The sequence below is a fragment of the Staphylococcus sp. NAM3COL9 genome, from assembly GCF_001431205.1.
Lineage (GTDB): Bacteria > Bacillota > Bacilli > Staphylococcales > Staphylococcaceae > Staphylococcus.
The window spans coordinates 641,688-660,939 of record NZ_LGPC01000016.1 but is presented as its reverse complement, the minus strand read 5'-3'; the positions used below and the strand labels follow the sequence as shown (position 1 = coordinate 660,939).

Here is a 19,252-nt window from a genome sequence, read left to right as displayed (position 1 = left end):
ATGGCATATAAGTATCGTTCTATTGCTGTAAGTACTTTAATAAGTCTATCTTTAGTATTTACTACAGTTTCAACAGCTGAAGCAAGCGGCTCAGGTAGTACAACTGAAGGCGAAAAAAAGGGTGATATTGAATTACTGGATAAAAAACCTAAAGTAGCTGAGGTTCCAGAGAACAACAATCCTAACCGTGTAATTACAAATTTTAAAGGTGACACTAAAACAGAAATGGGTTTTAGTTGGTATACCACAGATAAGTTCAAAGATGCTAAAGTGTGGGTTTCAGAATCTAAAGATTTTACAGATGCAAAATCATTTGATGCTAAACCTAAAAAAGTAGATTCTAAGTATCTTGAACGAGATAAAGATGGCAATATCATTTATAAAGATGTAGCCAAAGATGATGAAGGTGAACCTATTGAAAAAAATGGCGAACCTAAAGTAAATGGTTATTATACTGACGAAAATGCAGGTGGCCCTGAATGGACGAGCGGCGACAAGCATGGTAAGACAGATTTAATCAAAGAAAAAGAATATACATACAAAGCACAAGCTAAAGATTTAAAACCGAATACACAATATTACTATAAAGTGGGTAGTGAAAGTGGGAAGCAAAGTGAAATAGGTAAGTTCAAGACTTCCGGTGATAAAGGCGATCCATTTAGCTTTGTGCAATACACAGATACGCAAAATGCTTTTTGGAATGAGAACGTAAGAAATGAAGCAGCATTTGGTGCTGATACATTGAAAAATGCAATTCAAACAGCAGGCAATCCTAACTTCGCACTTCATACAGGGGATTTTGTAGAAACTGCTGAAGTTGAAGATGAATGGAAAGATTTATATAAACAATCTAGACCATCATTTATGTCGTTACCAGTTGCCTCAGCACCAGGTAACCATGATGAGTATGCATTAAATGAAGAAGACGAAAAATTATTGAATAAATTCAATGAACACATGAACGTACCAAAAGAAAATGACTCGGTTAATGGCGGTTCGTACTATTCATTTGATTATAATGGAGCACACATGGTAGTAGCGAATACAAACGACAATAAGAAATCAAAAGATAATCCAGATGAAAAAGCCATCGGTGATGAACAGATGGAATGGATTAAGAAAGATATTAAACAGGCGCGAGACAATGGGGCAAAATGGGTTGTTTTAAACTTACACAAACCAATGTATTCTAAATCATATCATGCACTTTCAGATGAAGATGTGAAGAAAGTAAGAGACGAATTAACAAAAGAAATTGATGATCTTGACGTTGACTTAGTATTACAAGGTCACGACCATGTGTTATCACGTACACATCCACTAGAACACACATCTACGAAAAATAGCTTTGTGAACGCGAAGAAAGAAGATACAGATCAATTCGTTGGCGAAGATGGTGTAAAATATTATGATGATCCAGATGGTTCAGTTTATGTATTACCTAACACTGGCGGTACGAAAGAATATGACAGTATTTATGACCGTTCATTAGAGCACATTAAAAAGGTTAGACCAGAATTAAGCTGGTTAACTCAGAAAGATTTAGATCATTACAATAGTCTATTCAAACTAGGTGAACAACCACAAGAAACAGATGCATTTAAAGATAAACATGAAAATAACAGAGACTCATCAGATCAAAACTTCTCAGTATACGAAGTAGAAGGCGATCAATTGAAAGTTAAAATTTATCAATTACGCGGTGACATCAGTAAAGGTGAATAACGTAGCGTAGAATTAGTAGATGAATTTGGTATTCAAAAAGATTAAATATAATTAAAACCGATACCTAAGCTGTAATTCACTTTATAGCTTAGGTATATCGGTTTTCCTTTGAAAAAGGAGACTTTGTTTTATGGAACAATATATTAAAGTACTATCAATAGTATCCATTTGTACAGCATTACTTATGGGTTGTAGTAATGAAGAAACTGAGACAAATAAATCGACTGGAAAAGAAGCAGTAGCACAAGAGTCCAGTAAAAAAGAACCATCAAATAAAACTCAAATTTCTGAGGACGAGCAGAAGAAAATAAAAGAAGAAATGATAGATTGGTTAGCTGAAAATAAAAAAGAAGACGGTAAGGCGGTCTCCAATCGTTATTTTAGTACAAGTAGTATTTCTGATGGTGATTGGTATGCGGGAACAGAAAAAGGAGAAATCCAAATTAATAATACAGGCGAACCTGGACCTGAAGCATTCGATTTGCATGCTGTGACTGGTGCTGTTGTATACACACCTAAAGATGGCGAGTCAGGATTTGATAAAGAAGCGGAAGCCCTTTCTAATGTAGAGGGTTACAAAGAAGTTGCAGACTTAAGTAAGCCAGTGACAAAATACATTTTCACCGAAGAGGGCAAGGTCTACGCATACCAATTTGAGGGTAAAGAAGATGTGACTTTAGCATCAGGCTTCGCACCAAAAGATCATACTGGTAAAGACCCCAACCTACGCCCAGACGAGCAATTTAAAGAAACAGAAAACAAAGCGTTGAGTAAGTATTATAAAGAATTAGTTGAAGAATATAAATAATATATCCAATAAGGGTTGTTAGATTTCTAATTTGAAATTTAACAACCTTTATATTTAATCAACAATATAAAATCTATTTGTAAATTTAATGTATAATGTTGGTATTAAGTTTCATATATTAAATAAAAACTTATAGGGGGAGAATGCGATTGAATTTAAATTTGGAAAATATATTTAAAACAATCCTTATGAATTATAAAAAAGAATCTGATAGCAATTCGAATTTCACTAATAATTATTTAGGTGATTTATTGAAAAACAAATTAAGAAATTACATAAAAAGTGAGGAGAGAATACAATTAAGAGATGCTGTAATAATGAAGGGTTCAATAGGCCAGACTAAGTGGGCCGAAATACCGTGGTTTAAAATTGCTTCTTCCATAAAGAACGTACATGAATCAACTCAAAAAGGCTGTTACTTAGTATATTTGTTTGACGCGGAAATGAAGGGTGTATACATTAGTTTGAATCAGGGATGGACTTATTATAAAGAAAGATATGGCACTAAATTAGGATTGGAAAAGGCAATAACTACGTCACAATTGATATTTGAAGAATTACAGCTAAATGAAAAGAATTTTAGTCCAAATATAAATTTAAAATCTAAGGCTATAATACCAAGGGGCTACGAAGCATGCCATATAATAGGTAAATATTATCCTTTAGCAGAATTCCCTTCAAATGACGAGTTAATCAATGATCTTAATGAGTTTTTATTAGTTTATCAGAAATTTTCAGAATTAATTGGAATTAATCGAGATTATAAAGATTATACTGAGTTATTATTACTTGAGAAAAATGATAGTTATATTGAATTAAAAGAAAAGACATATCAAGAAGCAATTAATTTTGAAAACCACAAGCCAAGTGAAATAAATGATGATTTTAAAATAAGGAAAGATTTTGTCACAAATAGACAAGGGGTAAAACAATATCTTAGAGATAAAAACATGGGAATAATAGCGCTAAAAAATGCTAATTATAAATGTGAATTTAATACGAATTTCCCTACATTTATTAATAATGTAACTGGTAAAAATTATACGGAGGCACATCACTTAGTACCGATAGAATATGCAGAGCAATTTGAATATGATATTGATCAACCGTCTAATATAATTTCGTTGAATCCTATATCTCATAGAATGATACATTTTGCTACAGATGACAAAAAAATTGAAATGATTGATTATTTTTATAACCTTCGTAGTGAGGGTTTGAAAAAACAAGGAATTTCAATTAGTTTAGATCAATTAAAAAAATGTATGGAGTATAGAAAAACATGTAATAGATCAGTAATATCCACTTTTCTAATTACTAGAGCACTTTATTAAAAACTGTTTAAACATTTACATCGATTTGATAGTAATAAAAATGCTGAAATTAACTTTATTGCAGTCGCTGATATAGAATTAGGTAGTTCAGGTAATTTAAAAGAAGACAATGTAGGGTGGTAAAATACAGTAAATCCAGATGGTACAGTTTATGTTACTTTAAATTCCTCGAGCGATAGTAAATTTTATGAACTCGATGGTGAAAAAGATTACGCTGCAAAATCAATTCAAGATAACAAACCTACATTTAGTACAGTAAATACTAAAGGTTCATATATTGAAGTCCTAACATACCATGTGCCTCAATGTTCAGAAGAACTAGGTGAACCTATTGATAGCGTACGTATTAATAAAGAAGGTACTAAAAATCCAGAAAAGTTTTACATGAAACATTCCTTGTAAAACCCCATAGCAATAACGAGGTCAGTCATCGGGTTGTCTGGCCGAACAATGCCGGATGTCTCGAAAACAACAATATAGCACGCGCTTCTTATTTAAAAGAAGTACGTGCTTTTCATATCTTATAAAGTAACTTCTAGCATAGATATTTTCGCATTTTATATACTTTAATATCGCCTTCGCCAGTTTCACCCACGTAATCGTAACCTTGTTTCTGGTACAAGCGTTGGGCAGAAGTGTTATTAATTTCTACTGTTAGCGAAATAATATTGTAGCCTTTATGTAAGGAAAGTTGTTCAGCATAATCAAGTAGATTTTTGGCTATACCCATACCTCTAAATTGAGAAAGTGTGGCAAGCATGCTTACATGATATTCTCCAGAACTACCTTCATCTAAATTAATCAAAGCGACTATAGCTTTAAAGTTATTGATGAACTGAGGCACAATTTGGAGTTTCTGTATTTTTACTATCTGTTCGACAATAGCTAATGTCTGACTTTCAAGCGTATCATAAGGGAGACAAGAGATAGCACCAGCGGGTTGACCATCTACAAAAGCAATCATCGTGTTGTTATAGCTAAAGCGACTGCCATGTTGTCGCCATAAACTTTGCATGCCTTGTTCAAGTTCAGATTGATCGTCCGTATTAAAAAAGACTTTGGCCATATCATCAATTGCTAATAGGTTAAAATACCCACCTTCTTGTAATTCAGGGTAGGCAGGTTTAATTCTTATATGTGACAAAAGCATCCTCCTTTTCTAATTCACATTTACCCTTAAAATGACATAAATAAATTGAATATCAAATTATTTCACAAGGAATCACTTAATTTTACGATAGCTAAATATATAAAGTGTCCATGATATCGCAAGTGAAATAAACACTACAATACACATAGCGCACTCGATAAAATCAGAATGTACAACATATATGGTACATTCTGATTTATTATATTGTATAATACTGTATATAATTATAATTAAAAGAGGTGCACTGTTTTAATGATCAGAATATTGATACCATGCTTTAATGAAGCGTTTGTGATTAAACAAACCTATGATAAATTAACAGAAATTATGAAACATGATAGTTATATTAACGGTTATGCATATGAACTACTTTTCGTAGATGATGGCAGTAGAGACCAAACATTAGCAATAATTCAGCAATTATCTGAAGAAGATAATTGCGTGAAATACATTTCCTTTTCACGTAATTTTGGTAAAGAGTCTGCAATGTACGCAGGTTTGAAAGCAAGTACAGAAGCTGAAGCATTAATCATCATAGATGGAGATTTACAGCACCCTCCGTCGTTGATTCCACAAATGATTGTAGATTTTAGAAATGGTGAAGATCAAGTAGTAGCTAAAAGGGATAGAACCGGAGAACGTTGGTTACGTAAGAGTTTGTCTAAAATGTATTATTTAATGATTAATAAAATGGTAGATGTTACCTTAGAGGATGGCGTAGGAGATTTCAGATTACTGAGTCAGCGTGCCGTTAAAGAAGTTGTGAAACTAGGAGAATACAATCGATTTTCAAAAGGGTTATTTGCTTGGATTGGCTTTGAGCCTAAAGTCATTGATTATCAAAATATACAACGTGAAGAAGGAGAGTCTAAATGGTCATTTAGTTCATTGTTAAATTATGGTATAGATGGACTGATTTCCTTTAATAATAGACCATTACGTATTATTATTTATTTAGGATTGTTCAGTTGTTTAATGAGCTTTCTCTATATTGTATTCAATTTAATTTATATGCTGAGTTATGGTGTGTCTACACCAGGCTATTTCACGACTATTTTTGCAGTATTGTTTCTAGGTGGCGTGCAGCTGACTTCTTTAGGTATTATTGGAGAATATATAGGTAGAATTTATTATGAAGTGAAACAAAGATCGCTATTTATTATACATAAGACGAATTTAAATAAACATGAGGTAAATTAATATGAAATCATTCAAGTTAGACAAGATGTATTTAACACTTACCGCACTATTTTTATTTTATTACTTTATGGCGTTCTTTTTACCGTTAACTCATGATGATTGGGACTGGTATGGTCAATATGGCATGCAAATGTGGCAGGAAAAATATGCGAATTTAAATGGTCGTTATTTGGGCAATATTTTAGAAACTATAGCTGTTCGTTTAGATTGGTTTAGGTGGATATCATACGCGTTGATTAGCATGACTATGATATATATTATTGTTCGCTTTACTCATAATACGAAACAGCCACTATATTATTTAATAGCCTTCATACTTATGGTTACCATACCAAGTGAGATATACAAACAAACTTACGGATGGTTTGCAGGTTTTTATAATTATGTCCCAGCCACGTTGTGTGTGCTATTCATTTTATGGTTTATTGTTACAGTTTTATTCGAACGAAGTGGGCTTACACTTGTAATCAATATTGTCTTTTATATGATTTGTTTTATTGGGCAGTTTTTCATGGAAAACACGACGCTCTTTAATAGTATGATTTTGGTGTTAGCTATCGCTCTGAACTTATTACTTTATCGACAAGTTAATCCTAAATTTATTGTTGGTTTATTATTATCTGTCTCTGGTACAGTGATAATGTTTTTAAACCCCAATTATCGTAAAATATTTTTTGAAGGCAGCAGTTACCAGAATGTATCGAGCGAAACAGGATTACTAGATAAAATATTGCATACGGTGACTACGACAATTCCAGATTGGGTCTTTTTCAATCAAATTGTGATTTTATCTATGATTATTGCTGTGGTGTTAGTTATGCTATATCGAAGTACTGCACTGTATAAGTTATCCAAGATAAAAATAGGGCTGACTGTTAGTGGATTATTGATATTGCCTATGTATTACTTTTTCATATATAAACAATTCGCATTACAAAATTTCCATTCAATGACTATAGCAAATCTGTTCAATACTTTGATTTGTATTATATTTTTAAGTGCAATGATTTATGCAATATATAGAGTGATAGGGCAAAAGGAAGTGCGTTATACATTATATTTACTCCTAGCTTCAACTTTACTTATATGTGCACCTTTAGTCATTGTAACACCACTCGGTCCAAGAAATTTTTATACAGTATATGTAATTTATAGCATTATTTTACTTATCTTGTTTGTTCAGCTCAACGTTATTCATACGTTGTGGTATAACATGGTTGTGGGAATCGCAATTATGTTTGGTATTGTTTATTTGAGTAGTTTTTACTATGTTTATTATCAAAATGAGACGCGAATCGCGAGTTTGAAACAAGAAGTAAAAGCGAATCCTGATAAGGATTTCTATACGATGGAGAAACTACCGTTCGAACATTATTTACATCATGCAACACCAACCAGCGATAAATATCAAACACTATTCAATCAATATGAAGGCTTGCCAGCAGATAAAAAAGTTAAGTATGTGCCTTTTGGTAGCGAAGAATAGCATCATAATTATGTCCTAGGAAATAATTGTGAACATACGATGAAAAACTGAGATGCGTATTATACGACGCACCTCAGTTTTTTTGTATCTTATGACTGTTCTTTGTTTAAAATAATTGCTTTATAATCGCGAACATCTATTTTTCTTAAGGTTTGAATTTCGAGATTATGAAGTTGAGATGTTTTGATTATTTAATAAAAATTTGGAATGTTTTAAGTTGAAAATTATAAAAACGTTGTAAATATTCACTTAATTAATGTACACTGTATAATGTATACATTAAAAGGGGTGTGAATATGAAATTTAAATTAGATTATGAAGAAGTAGATTTAAGTTTTGAGAATGCTTACTGCATTGGATATTCAGGTAGAAATATTGAAAAGACAAAGGAGCATATAGCTGAATTAAAAGAACTAGGGGTACCTGAACCTAATTCAGTTCCTGAAATTTATCATTTGGATCCTTTACTTTTTAGACAAAATAATTCTATTTCAATTATTGGTGATAAATCTAGTGGAGAAGCAGAAATTGTTATTATTTTTGATAATGATAATCGCTATGTGACACTTGGTAGTGATCACACTGATCGTGAATTAGAAACTGTGAGTATTCATAAGTCTAAACAATTGTGTGCAAAGCCAATTGCCAGTACTATATGGGATTTTGATGATGTACAAGAACATTGGGATGAACTAGAGCTAAGGTCATTCGTGTTCGTAGACGGAGACTGGGAATTATATCAAGAAGATAAAGTAAACAGTATTTTACCTTATAAGGAATTAATAACTTCTTTAAATCAAGATGACGCCAATTTAAAAAACGCTGTTGTTTATTGTGGTACTGTGCCATTGGTTAGTGGATTTAAATATCCTAATGCTTTTAAAGCTGAGTTAGTAGATCCATCTAATAACAAATATATTAGATTAGAATATGAGGTGAAAAAACTATGATCAACCTTCAATTATTTCAATTTAATATTGCATTAGGTGATTTAGAAAAAAATAAAGATAAAATCACGCAATTATTTAGTGAGGAATTGCTAAAAACTACAAGTATTGTTGTATTACCAGAAATGTGGAATAACGGTTATGATTTAGAAAATTTAAATGAAAAAGCTGACGATAACCTGAAAGTAACTATAAACTTTATTTCAAATTTAGCTAAAGAATATAAAGTGAGCATCGTTGCAGGCTCTGTTTCGAATAAAAAACAAGATGAAGTTTATAATACGTTAGTTGTTTTTAATGAGAACGGCGAACTTATTTACGATTACGATAAGATTCATTTGGTTCCAATGTTAGACGAGCCAAAGTTCATGGCTGGAGGGGATTTTTTACCACAATCTTTTCAATTGATGGATACAGATATGGGAGGCATTATTTGCTACGATTTAAGATTTCCTGAATCAACACGTCAATTGGCAGTAAATGGTGCTAAAGTGATTTTTATTGTTGCAGAATGGCCAGATTCAAGGTTGTATCATTGGAGGCACTTAAATATTGCTAGAGCAATTGAGAATGCAGTGTATGTTATAGCCTGTAATTCATGTGGAAGTGATGGCAAAACGACATATGCAGGACACTCTATGATTGTTGATCCAAGAGGAAACGTTATTAAAGAATCTGAAAAAAGTGAAAGTACAATTTTTTCAGAAATAGATGTGGAGCTCGTTCATGAAATACGTGAAAGTATACCCGTATTTAAAAATAGAAGGGTAGATTTATATTCTTAATGAGCCTTTAAGGGGATGACATTTTATGAAAAGATTTATTTCATTTTCTTTATTAATAGTTTTAATATTAAGCGGTTGCCAAAGTGGTGAGAATAAAACTAAAGATGATGAAGTTAAAACAATACGTTTAGCACATACTGGTTCAGATACGCACCAATATAATATAGCTTCGCAAAAATTCAAAGAATTGGTTGAAAAGAAATCTCAAGGTCAGTTAAAAGTTAATGTCTATGGAAATGGTAGCTTGGGTAATGAAGATGAGTTAGTAGATCAAACGATGACTGGATCGATTCAAATGACTACTGTAGCAGCTGATAGCAGCTTGTCAAACACAATACCAGAAATGAACTTATTTGGTATACCTTATTTATTTGAAAATAAACAAGATGTGTACTCTAAACTCGATGGCAAACCAGGAAAAGACTTATTGGGATTAGCACATTCTAAAGATATGCAAGGTCTTGGATATTGGGAAGTAGGATTTAGGCATTTTACGAATAATAAAAGGGAGATAAAGAATCCTGAGGATATGAAAAATCTTAAACTAAGAGTGCAATCAGCAAAAGTATGGAACGAGCATTTAAAAGCTTTAGATGCAATACCCACACCGATTAGTTTTAGTGAATTATATTCTGCATTAGATCAAGGTGTTGTAGATGGTCAAGAAAACCCGTTACCAACAATTGCATCTCAAAAACTATTCGAAGTACAAAAATATATTTCTTTAACCAATCATACTTACACACCTGCAGTTGTATTAATGAATCAAAGTTATTATAAGAAGCTTTCTGATCAGGAGAAGAAAATAGTTAATGAAAGCATTGATGAATCAACGAAATATCAACGTAAATATATTTCAGATCAAGAACAAAAAATAAAAAAACAACTAAAAGACGAGGGCATGGTTATTACTGAAGTAAATCGAGATGAGTTTAAAAAGAATACGAATGATGTACAGTCAGAAATCAATGATCAAGTACCTAAATCCATAATTCGTCAATTTAGCGAATAAGGGGGATAAATATGAATAAATTAAATATAATAGAGAAGAAATTTATAACCGTTCTTACTCACTTAATGACAATTTTTATGATTTTATCGATTTTGACTATATTTTTGCAGCTTCTTTCACGTTTTATTTTTAAAACCTCAATTTTTTGGTCACAAGAACTTTTAATGTTGTTTTTTGTTTATAGTATTTTATTTGGGGCAGTAGTGTTGATGTATAAACAAGAGCATTTACAAGTTGATTTATTTGAACAGTTACCTAAAAAGTTAGAAAAAGTACTTGATTATTTTGTGAAAAGCGTTATTACAATCGTACTATTAATAGTTTTTTACTATAGTATTTTACAAGTATATTTAAGTATAAGCGCTGGGCAAGTTATGACTTCTATGCCAATTGGTAGATGGATTATGTATATACCAATGCCAGTATGCTTCATATTGATGATTTATTTTACTTGGAAGACAGGTGATAAATCATGATATTACTTCTAATTATATTATTATTTGTACTTATAATTATCAGAATGCCAATTGCGTTTTCTTTAATGACTGTATCTATTATAGGAATTGGATGGACTGGTATAGAATTTTTAGAAATTATACCGAGGAAAATGTATTTTGGCATAAATAATTTCTCACTTTTAGCTATACCTCTATTTGTATTAGCTGGAGAAATAATGTCAAAAGGTGGTATGTCTAAAAGAATTGTTGAATTCTCTAAACTACTAATTGGTCCATTACCTGGTGGTTTAGCAATGGTTGTTATAATTTCGAGCGTATTTTTTGCTGCGTTAACAGGGACAGCGATAGCTGCAGCAGCTGCAATAGGTGGCATGTTGTTACCATTAATGAAAAAAGAAGGATATGATGAAGGTTTTTCTGCATCATTAGTAGCTTCGGCTGCAACGGTAGGACCCATTATACCGCCTAGTATTATATTTATTTTATTTGGTGTTATGGCAAATCAATCTATAAGTGATCTATTTATAGGAGGAGTCGTTCCTGGTATTTTAATGGGAATTGGATTAATGATTTATAGTTACTTTGTAGGTAAAAAAGAAGGGTATAAATCCATGGACAGTTTTCCACCTTTAAAAGATATACTCTTAGGTTTTAAAGATGCTGTTTTGGCATTATTAATGCCAGCAATTATTATAGGAGGCATTGTTAGTGGATTATTTACTGCTACAGAATCTGGTGTAATTGCAGTTTTATATGCGATAATAATAAGTAGTGTTGTATATAGAGAATTAAACTTTAAAAAATTGTATGAAGCATTAATTAGTAGTACAAAGACTTCCGTCGGTATCATATTCTTAATAGGAAGTGCAGCAATATTTATTTGGTTTGTTTCCTTCAATAATGTTCCAGAACAACTACAATCTATGTTAGGCGTTTTTGCAGATAATCCAATTTTACTATTACTTGTAATAAATATTGTATTATTAATAGCAGGTACATTTATTGATACGATAAGTGCAGTTACTATTTTTACACCTATCTTCTTACCACTAATTATGGCAACAGATATAGACCCTATTCATTTTGGTGTGGTAATGGCTGTGAACTTATCTATAGGAATGATAACGCCACCGGTAGGAGTTTGTTTATTTGTAGTATCATCTATAAGTAAAGTGCACATCAAAAAAATTATCAAATCAGTTACACCACAATTAGCTATTTTAATTGTAATATTAATAATCATTACGTACTTACCATGGTTAATTACTTATCCGGTTTCGTTATTTAAATAAATTCTCTAGGAGGTTCAAGGATGTATGATTCTTTAAAAAAAGTTAATAGAAATTCAATAAAGCAAGAAATATATGATCAAGTTAAGCGTTCATTATTCAATAATGAATTACCACTTGACCAATTTATTACTGAAGTTGAATTATCTAATTTACTAGACGTCTCTCGTACACCGGTTAGGGAAGCAATCAATGAATTAGTGTTAGAACAACTTATGATTTTTAAACCAAGAAAAGGTTATAAAGTAAATACATTTACTAACCATGAAATTGACCAAATTTTCTTATTGAGAGAATCACTGGAGATTGCTTGTGTGCCTTTTATCGTACAAGTAATAAATGAAGACCATATCCGTGATTTGAAAGATATTATTGAAAAACAAATTAAAGCAGCTCAAAATGATGATTATTATACATTTATGTTATTAGACAAAAGTTTCCATACCTACTTAATGGAAATTATTCAGTTTGAGTTATTTCTAAAAAGCTATAATGTGCAACATGACTTATCCATTCTTATTGGTACTCAAGGATTAAAAAGCCAAGGAAGAATGATAGAAGTTATTGATGAACATAATGAAATAATTAAGGCACTATCATACAAAAATGAGGAAGCTATTGTAAACACGATGAAATCTCATTTAGAGAAATCTATGACTGCGTTTAAAGTAAAATAGTTGTTGTTGTTATAAAAATAGGTTAGTAGAAATATACTAAAGTATATAAGCTTAAATCGTCGAGATCTCAACTTAGCCTTAATTTAAATATCTAGTGATTCTTATAGGACAAGAAAGAAATCAAATTTCAAAACTTGGTTTCTTTCTTGCTTTTTTCAATTTAATAGCAATCTTTTAGAAACAAAAATAAGATAATTTACTAAAAAAGTAAAATTAATGTACAATAATATGTAAACGCTTACTAATTTATTTAAATCATACTAAATCAATATTTTAAAGGAGAATGCAAATGAAGGACAAAGTGATGATGATAACCGGTGGTAGTAGTGGTATGGGCAAAGCAATGGCGAAACGATTTGCTGAAGAAGGTGCCAAAGTAGTTATAACAGGTCGCTCATTAGAACGACTTGAAGTTGCTAAAAAGGAAATTGAACAATATGAAGGTCAGGTGTTGTGTATAGACATGGATGTACGTGATCCAGAGCGTGTGCAGTATACAGTAGACGAGACTATAAAAACATTTGGACAAATAGATGGTCTTGTGAATAATGCAGCAGGTAATTTTATTTGTCCTGCAGAAGATTTATCGATTAATGGGTGGAATTCAGTTGTAGATATTGTATTAAATGGGACGTGGTATTGCACACAAGCAGTAGGTAAAGAATGGATTAAAAATGATAAGAAAGGCCGTATTTTGAACATGGTTGCGACGTATGCTTGGAGATCTGGACCGGGCGTTATTCATTCTGCAAGTGCGAAAGCTGGTGTCCTTGCTATGACGAGAACACTTGCGGTGGAATGGGGATCTAAATATGGTATTACAGTTAATGCCATTGCACCTGGACCAATTGAAAATACGGGTGGTGCAGGAAAATTAAGTCTATCTGAAGAAGCACGTCAACAAACACTAGACAGCGTGCCAGTAGGTAGAATGGGACAACCTGAAGAAATTGCAGGTTTGGCCAAATTCTTATTCTCAGACGATGCAGACTATATCAATGGCGCTTGCATGACTATGGATGGCGGACAATGGCTCAATCAGAATGCGTTTTAAGCAATTTATATATATGTATATAAAAGGCAGATTGAGCACGTAACATCGCTTGATTTGTCTTTTTAGTTCAGCGCTATTGCTAATATATAATAAAAGTAACGGATTCATTTACAATTTATAAAACAAATTAACCTTATTCAATTGAAATAAATGACCATTTCTACTATTATGTATACTTGTGCTAAAAAAATAACGAAAATTATAACTTAAGAAACTTTTTAGTCAATTACTGAAAAGTTTCTTTTTATGTCGTGCTTTCTAGTCAATCAATATAAGTGAAATAAAACAGTAGGAATGAGTGGTTTTTAAATAAAAGGAATGGGGTGTTATTGGGATGTTGTACAAAATCCATTTTAAAAATATATGTTTCTGTATTTTAGGAACATTTCTTATAGGTATAGGAATCAATGCGTTTGTAATAGCTGCTAATTTGGGGGAAGGCGGTACAGTAGGTGTTTCGCTAAATTTAAAATATACGCTAGGTTTATCACCAGCACTGACATCTTTGATTATAAACATGATATTAATTGGGGTAGGTTGGAAATATTTAAGTAAAACGACAGCAGTTTACACATTGATTACAGTCATTTCGAGTTCAGCATTTTTAGGACTAACTGAATCGTTTAATATGCATCTTGAATCTGATTTTATAAATACAGTGTTTTCTGGTGTATTTATCGGTGTCGGCAGTGGCCTTGTAATATCAGCACGCAGTACATTAGGTGGCACTTCCGTGATTGCTAAAATTATAAATAAATACACTGAAATCAAAACATCTCAAGCGTTGTTTATTCTTGATTCAATTATTGTGTTATCTTTCTTGATTGTGCTTCCAGTACAAAATGTTTTATATACCATTGTTATGCTCTTTATAGTTGAGAAAAGTATGGCATTTGTAATAGAAGGTTTTAATCCTAAAAAGGCGATTACGATTATTTCGAATTATAATAATGAAATTAGTAAGGATATTAATAAAGAAACAGGTAGGGGCTCAACATTATTAAATGGTGTTGGTGGCTATGAACGGAAAGAGACAAATGTACTTTATGTCGTTGTACCGCAAAACCAATTATCAAGAATTAAGAAAATCGTTAATGCTCATGACGAAAATGCTTTTCTTGTTATTCATGATGTGCGAGACGTCTTAGGGAATGGCTTTATGAAAATACAGTAACGTAAAATATATATGTAGATATATATACGCATCAAAAAGTCCTAACATCGTCATTGATTTTAGGACTTTTTTAATAATAATTATGGCAATGTTAGATTTTAATTATGGGTGGAAGATCACTTTATCAAAATGTTTCTTTTTATTAACTAATGCATCAAATGTTTCGGGACCCTTTGCTAAATCTAAGCGATCTGAAATGATTGGGTCCACTTGAATCTCTCCTGTAGACATGTAATGAAGGGACGCATGCCATTCTTCACCTGGGAATGGGGCAGATAATCCATTCCAAGAGCCAATAACATTAAGTTCATTGCGTAATATTTTTTCAAAATGAACACGATCCATTTCAATATCGGAGTAAGGTATGCCTAACAGCAAGACTTCCCCGCCCTTAGCAGGTAACGTTAAGACTTGTCCAATCGTAAATGGCGAACCTGCTGATTCAACAGCGACATCTATGTTATGAGGAATAGTAGCGATAACGTCATCTAAATTTTCTTCTTTAGAATTAATTGTATAATCCGCGCCGAGCGTCTTAGCAATTTCTAATTTATCTGGGTCGATATCAATAGCAATCGTCTTAGCAGCACCAAATATTTTAGCCCATTGAATGGCTAATAAACCGATACTGCCACATCCTATAACAGCTACAGTTGCACCAGGTTTCATGCTTGTTCTATAAAACCCATGTGATACTACGGCAGAAGGTTCTACCATCGCAGCTGTATCAAAGTCTACATTTGTTGGTAATTTCAAGACATTATTCGCAGGTATTTTAACGAATTCTGCAAAGCATCCTGGTTCATAAGAACCAATAACATATAAATGTTCACATCTAGAGTATTCACCTTTTTCACATTGTTCACAGGCGTGACACGCGATAGCCGGACAGCCCGTGACTGCATCGCCAACTGCCACATGATTTACGTTACTGCCTATACTTTCCACAACACCTGAAAATTCATGACCAAACGTCATGCCCTCACGATAGGGGCCTAGCTTTTTATAGCGGGAAGTGTCCGAACCGCATATACCAGTTGCAATCACTTTAATAATGACATCGTTACTGTCTTCAATTTCAGGAGGTTTTGTTTCTTCGTACCTTAAATCTTCAATGCCGTATAGGTTCAAAGCTTTCAAAGTATTTCACCTCTTATTTTCTGAATATTAACTGTATTAATTTTGTTCAGAAGTAACTTTTTTCTTTTTTAAAAATTTTGCGCCGAAGTAACCAAGAAAAACGACTATATTACAATAAAGTAAGTTATTCATATATAAATCTGTAATACCTCTCAATGGCCCAAGCATGAAATCTAACATATGTTCTACCATAATAATTATCTCCTTATATCATTTAAGTTCTAAATGAGGGTTATTTGAAACAAGTTAATCGATAGGTCGAAGGAGTACTTTAATACCTTCTCCACCTTTAATATGGTTGTATCCTTCTTCCCATTGCGTAATATCAAGTTCATTAGTGACTAATGCTTCAGCATTGACGTCGCCACTACTTAATAGTTGTAAAGAAGGTTCCCAGTCAGCTGGTTTTTGACTTCTGGTACCAACAACACGTATTTCTTTTTGTACAATTTTTTCTAAATCAAATGAAATCTCTGGATCTTTAAAGATACCCACTTGAACATAGTGTCCTTTTTTGCGTAATATATCTAAACCTTGTTTGGCAGCGGGTACTGCACCAGAGCATTCTAAAACGACATTTGCACCATAATCATTAGTAATACTGTTTACATAGTCTTTTAAATCAGTATTTTGAATATTGACGACATGATCTAATTTAAGTTCTGTTGCTTTGTCTAACCTTGCTTGATCATTATCTAATCCAGTGATTATGACTTTTGCACCTTTACTTTTAACAACTTGCGCGACAAGTAATCCAATAGGTCCAGGCCCCATAACGACTACGACATCGTCAGGCTGTATTTTTATTTTAGAAACGGCGTGGTGGGCACAAGCTAATGGCTCCGTCATAGATGCTGCTTTATATGAAACATTATCAGGAATACGATGGACACTAGCTGCACGTGCAACTAAGTATTGCGTAAAGCCACCATTTTGTTGTGTACCTAAACCTTTACGATGATTACATAAGTTATAATCACCACTTTGACAATATTCACATTCACCACAAATGTAATATGTTGTTTCAGAAGTGACGCGATCACCTACTTTAAAATCGGTGACATTAGCGCCTGTTTCTACAACTTCTCCTGAGAATTCATGACCAAGCGTCACTGGAAAGTTCACTTTATAGTGACCTTCATACGTGTGAACATCCGTGCCACAAATGCCTGCATAATGGACTTTTATTTTTACTTCATCTGCGTTCGGTGAAGGTATCTCTCTATCTAAGACTTCTAGATTCCCGAATCCTGGTTCAGTTTTAACGAGTGCTTTCATGTAATGTCAGCTCCTATCTGTTAGTTAAATAAACTAAAGAATTTGAAAATAATGTAATTTAAGATGTTACCACCTTGGTCAAGACTTGAAATTTGAGATGAGCCAGATGGCATATTCACGTTTGTGCCTTCTGCCATGCTTGTGAATATCGGTGCAATATCTGTTGCGATATATAAAGAGATGGCAATCATAATTGTGCCGACAATAACTGAGTGTATGATATTACCGCGTGCAGCACCTACGATAAATGCGACAATAAATGGAATTGTTGCCAAATCACCAAATGGTAAGACTTGGTTACCAGGTAAGATAACTGCCAATAATACTGTGATTGGAACTAAAATTAAAGCTGTTGAGATAACTGCTGGGTGACCTAATGCAACCGCAGCGTCTAACCCAATGTAGATTTCACGATCACCAAAGCGTTTGTTTAACCAAGTACGTGCAGATTCAGAAACAGGCATTAAACCTTCCATCAAAATCTTAACCATACGAGGCATTAACACCATAACTGCAGCCATTGACATACCAAGGTTGATAACATCGCCAGCGTTGTAACCAGCTAACAAACCAATGATTAAACCAAGTACTAAACCGACGAATATAGATTCACCAAATGCACCGAAACGTTTTTGAATTGTTTCTGGGTCTGCATGTAGTTTGTTGATGACAGGCACTTTTTGTAAACCTTTTACTAAGAAAATACCTGGAGCATATGAAATTGTACTACCTGTGGCAATCGATACCCCAGGTAAATCATAGAACTCACTCATCATTGGTGCAGTCCAGTCAGCCACTTTCAGACAGACAATTTGGAATATTGCTGCAGCCACTAATGATTGCCAAATGCTATCAGATACGGCGTAAACCATGGCACCCATAAATGTATAATGCCAGAAGTTCCAAATATCTACGTTCATTGTTCGTGTAGTCTTAGTCAGTAACATGACAATGTTAATAACAATACCTAAAGGAATAATAAATGCTGCGATAACAGATGCCCATGCAATAGAAGATGTTGCTGGCCAACCTACATCAATCACATTTAAGCTTACGCCTAAGTTCTTAACCATCGCTTGAGCAGCGGGTCCCAAGTTGTTTACAAGTAAATCAATAACTAAGAAAATCCCTACGAATGCGACACCAATCGTCAAACCTGATCTAAATGCTGCGCCCACTTTTTGCCTAAAGAATAATCCTAGTAAAAATATAACGATTGGAAGGATTACTGTTGCCCCTAAATCTAGAAAAGCTTGAATAAAATCTACAAATCCACTCATCCCTTACACCATCCTCTTTAATATAAAGTGATGTTGGTATAAATTAAGACGTCCATTGAAATAACCATGAACTTCTTTTTAATATTTATACCAACGGTTGATTCGATAATTTAAATTAAATGACTCATTATTCTTGTAATGCGTCTAAGATTTCTTTTTTAGTATCTTCTACGCCAATTCCAGTTAAGAAATTACGTGCGTTAATGACAGGGAAGTCATATTCTTTTTGCGTCATCGCAGTTGTAACTAATAAATCTGCTGAATCTGCGTAAACGCCAACTTCTGAAATTTTAATTTGTTTTAAATCTACTTTGATATTGTGCTCTTTTGCCATTTCTTCGATTGCACTATTTACTACCGTTGAAGTTGCGATACCTGCGCCACATGCTACTAATACTTGTTTCATAATAATTTCCTCCTAATTTGAGAACTTAATATTTAAATTCTCTTCCTGT

General features: G+C 32.9%; 19 protein-coding genes. 13 read left to right on the top strand and 6 right to left on the bottom strand.

The genetic code is table 11. The annotated features are described in order from the left end of the window. The 3 genes from ACA31_RS12695 (at nt 1) to ACA31_RS12685 (ending at nt 3,867) form a co-directional block, all read left to right on the top strand. Nucleotides 1-1,725, top strand: coding sequence for a purple acid phosphatase family protein (locus tag ACA31_RS12695; protein WP_057513681.1), 1,725 nt, complete (start codon nt 1-3; stop codon nt 1,723-1,725). 130 nt (nt 1,726-1,855) lie between these two features. Continuing rightward, complete coding sequence (locus tag ACA31_RS12690) at nt 1,856-2,533, top strand: hypothetical protein (RefSeq protein WP_057513680.1); 678 nt, start codon at nt 1,856-1,858, stop codon at nt 2,531-2,533. 149 nt (nt 2,534-2,682) lie between these two features. Then, complete coding sequence (locus ACA31_RS12685) at nt 2,683-3,867, top strand: MrcB family domain-containing protein (RefSeq protein ID WP_057513679.1); 1,185 nt, start codon at nt 2,683-2,685, stop codon at nt 3,865-3,867. Nucleotides 3,868-4,402: 535 nt separating this feature from the next. Here ACA31_RS12685 and ACA31_RS12680 read toward each other — a convergent pair. Then, entirely contained in the window at nt 4,403-5,011 is a 609-nt protein-coding gene (locus tag ACA31_RS12680) for a GNAT family N-acetyltransferase (RefSeq protein ID WP_057513678.1), read from the bottom strand. A gap of 258 nt (nt 5,012-5,269) precedes the next feature. Between ACA31_RS12680 and ACA31_RS12675 the strand changes: the two genes are divergently transcribed. From ACA31_RS12675 to ACA31_RS12630, 10 genes are all read left to right on the top strand, one after another. Further along, nucleotides 5,270-6,217 carry a glycosyltransferase family 2 protein gene (locus tag ACA31_RS12675; protein ID WP_057513677.1) on the top strand — a complete coding sequence of 316 codons (948 nt, stop codon included), beginning with the start codon at nt 5,270-5,272 and terminating at the stop codon, nt 6,215-6,217. 1 nt (nt 6,218) lies between these two features. After that, entirely contained in the window at nt 6,219-7,703 is a 1,485-nt protein-coding gene (locus ACA31_RS12670; protein ID WP_057513676.1) for a hypothetical protein, read from the top strand. A 296-nt stretch (nt 7,704-7,999) separates the two neighbouring features. Next, a complete protein-coding gene (locus ACA31_RS12665) occupies nt 8,000-8,653 on the top strand; it encodes a DUF2848 family protein (RefSeq protein WP_057513675.1) in 654 nt (217 codons plus the stop codon). Next, nucleotides 8,653-9,435 (top strand): carbon-nitrogen family hydrolase, encoded by a 783-nt coding sequence (locus ACA31_RS12660; protein ID WP_057513740.1) that lies wholly within the window; start codon nt 8,653-8,655, stop codon nt 9,433-9,435. The genes ACA31_RS12665 and ACA31_RS12660 overlap by 1 nt, the downstream gene beginning before the upstream one ends. 25 nt (nt 9,436-9,460) lie before the next feature. After that, nucleotides 9,461-10,447 carry a DctP family TRAP transporter solute-binding subunit gene (locus ACA31_RS12655; RefSeq protein WP_057513674.1) on the top strand — a complete coding sequence of 329 codons (987 nt, stop codon included), beginning with the start codon at nt 9,461-9,463 and terminating at the stop codon, nt 10,445-10,447. Nucleotides 10,448-10,458: 11 nt separating this feature from the next. After that, the gene (locus ACA31_RS12650) at nt 10,459-10,923 is read left to right on the top strand and encodes a TRAP transporter small permease (RefSeq protein WP_253721400.1); all 465 of its coding nucleotides are present in this window, start codon (nt 10,459-10,461) and stop codon (nt 10,921-10,923) included. Then, nucleotides 10,920-12,197: a TRAP transporter large permease gene (locus ACA31_RS12645; RefSeq protein ID WP_057513673.1), complete on the top strand. Its 1,278-nt coding sequence runs from the start codon at nt 10,920-10,922 to the stop codon at nt 12,195-12,197. Before ACA31_RS12650 ends, ACA31_RS12645 begins: the two co-directional genes overlap by 4 nt. Nucleotides 12,198-12,217: 20 nt before the next feature. After that, entirely contained in the window at nt 12,218-12,871 is a 654-nt protein-coding gene (locus ACA31_RS12640) for a GntR family transcriptional regulator (protein ID WP_057513672.1), read from the top strand. A gap of 289 nt (nt 12,872-13,160) precedes the next feature. Further along, nucleotides 13,161-13,925 carry a 2,4-dienoyl-CoA reductase gene (fadH, locus tag ACA31_RS12635; protein WP_057513671.1) on the top strand — a complete coding sequence of 255 codons (765 nt, stop codon included), beginning with the start codon at nt 13,161-13,163 and terminating at the stop codon, nt 13,923-13,925. A 334-nt stretch (nt 13,926-14,259) separates the two neighbouring features. Next, nucleotides 14,260-15,099: a YitT family protein gene (locus ACA31_RS12630; RefSeq protein ID WP_057513670.1), complete on the top strand. Its 840-nt coding sequence runs from the start codon at nt 14,260-14,262 to the stop codon at nt 15,097-15,099. A gap of 102 nt (nt 15,100-15,201) precedes the next feature. On the opposite strand, the gene ACA31_RS12625 is transcribed toward ACA31_RS12630, so the two are convergent. The 5 genes from ACA31_RS12625 to ACA31_RS12610 form a co-directional block, all read right to left on the bottom strand. After that, on the bottom strand, nt 15,202-16,239 hold the full coding sequence (locus ACA31_RS12625; protein WP_057513669.1) for a galactitol-1-phosphate 5-dehydrogenase: 1,038 nt from the start codon (nt 16,237-16,239) through the stop codon (nt 15,202-15,204). 36 nt (nt 16,240-16,275) lie between these two features. Continuing rightward, the gene (locus ACA31_RS13395) at nt 16,276-16,431 is read right to left on the bottom strand and encodes a hypothetical protein (protein ID WP_165349528.1); all 156 of its coding nucleotides are present in this window, start codon (nt 16,429-16,431) and stop codon (nt 16,276-16,278) included. A 54-nt stretch (nt 16,432-16,485) separates the two neighbouring features. Next, complete coding sequence (locus ACA31_RS12620) at nt 16,486-17,517, bottom strand: zinc-binding dehydrogenase (protein WP_057513668.1); 1,032 nt, start codon at nt 17,515-17,517, stop codon at nt 16,486-16,488. A 20-nt stretch (nt 17,518-17,537) separates the two neighbouring features. Further along, nucleotides 17,538-18,797 carry a PTS galactitol transporter subunit IIC gene (locus ACA31_RS12615; protein ID WP_057513667.1) on the bottom strand — a complete coding sequence of 420 codons (1,260 nt, stop codon included), beginning with the start codon at nt 18,795-18,797 and terminating at the stop codon, nt 17,538-17,540. 127 nt (nt 18,798-18,924) lie between these two features. Further along, nucleotides 18,925-19,203: a PTS sugar transporter subunit IIB gene (locus tag ACA31_RS12610; RefSeq protein WP_021338961.1), complete on the bottom strand. Its 279-nt coding sequence runs from the start codon at nt 19,201-19,203 to the stop codon at nt 18,925-18,927. Nucleotides 19,204-19,252 lie beyond the last annotated feature (49 nt).